The 1,041-nt window shown below is 30.6% G+C and carries 1 protein-coding gene; it reads right to left on the reverse strand.

The features are described 5' to 3' along the window. Window positions 1-93 precede the first annotated feature (93 nt). A complete protein-coding gene (locus HMPREF2937_RS03785; protein WP_070864062.1) occupies window positions 94-900 on the reverse strand; it encodes a ParA family protein in 807 nt (268 codons plus the stop codon). Window positions 901-1,041: the final 141 nt, after the last annotated feature.

A 1,041-nucleotide genomic window follows, 5' to 3' on the forward strand; every position in this document is an offset into this window, starting at 1 on the left:
TATTAAATGCCATAGCTCAGGCCCTCCTTAGTTATTAATTGATATATTATTATTTTCTTCAAAGCATATAAAATCATTGTCATATTACATCAGCTATGCATCTTTGATTGCTTTACATTTCTCACTGAATTGATCAAAAAATGTTTTTTCCTTCGCATATAATTTGGAATTTTTTTTCATCTTAACAATCGGCTTTTTCTCTAAGACACTACGTGTAATTAATTCTTTGTCTGGAAAATATGTGATGTAGTTTGAATTGTTTTGAATTGCTTTTTTAAAAGCAATAGATGATTTTGTATTATGTTTAACCATATTTCCAACATAAAATAATTTGGCTGTAACATAACTTTCTCTCGTTTTAAAATCTATGAGCTCTTTTTTCAATTTATTAATACGATATTCAATATTAGCATTCGAATCATCACTAAAGCCGCTCGGCTTATTTGGAGAAATGACTTTATGACTGACTACAATGGCATTACGTGTGGATGTGCTGAAATCTGGATGCGTATCGATAATAATATAATCGTATTGATCAAGATAATACGCTTCATAATAATCATCCAACCACATATATAACTGCATATCTTTACCATCTGTCGTGCTCATATGTTTTTCATATTCATCCAATCGTAAAAAACCGCTAATGAGATCGATGTTGTCACTGATGTGATGAATTTTAACTTTTTCATTAATGTGCAGAGACTCAACTTTTTCAAATATGGATAAAACTGTATTTTTTTGATCATAGACCCCTAAAATCTGAGATAAATTACATTGATGATCGAGGTCAATCATTAAAACCTTAGCGCCTGAATCAGCCAGGTATTCAGCAAAATTGTAAGATAGTGTAGTTTTGCCGACACCGCCTTTAATGGCTGCGAATGTGATGATTTCCATCTTAACACCTCCACACTTATTATAGCATATACACCTGAATATTAACATATTTATATATGTGTGTATGTATATGTGTATGTAAGTGTATATACTAGTGTTTGTATGTCTATTTACGTGCTTATTTATATCCTTATTTACGTG

This window comes from Staphylococcus sp. HMSC061G12 (assembly GCF_001838465.1).
GTDB lineage: Bacteria > Bacillota > Bacilli > Staphylococcales > Staphylococcaceae > Staphylococcus > Staphylococcus simulans.

What these genes read in the sequence shown, in the direction of transcription:
- HMPREF2937_RS03785 (WP_070864062.1), bottom strand. Translation starts at nt 900, where the DNA reads ATGGAAATCATCACATTCGCAGCCATTAAAGGCGGTGTCGGCAAAACT.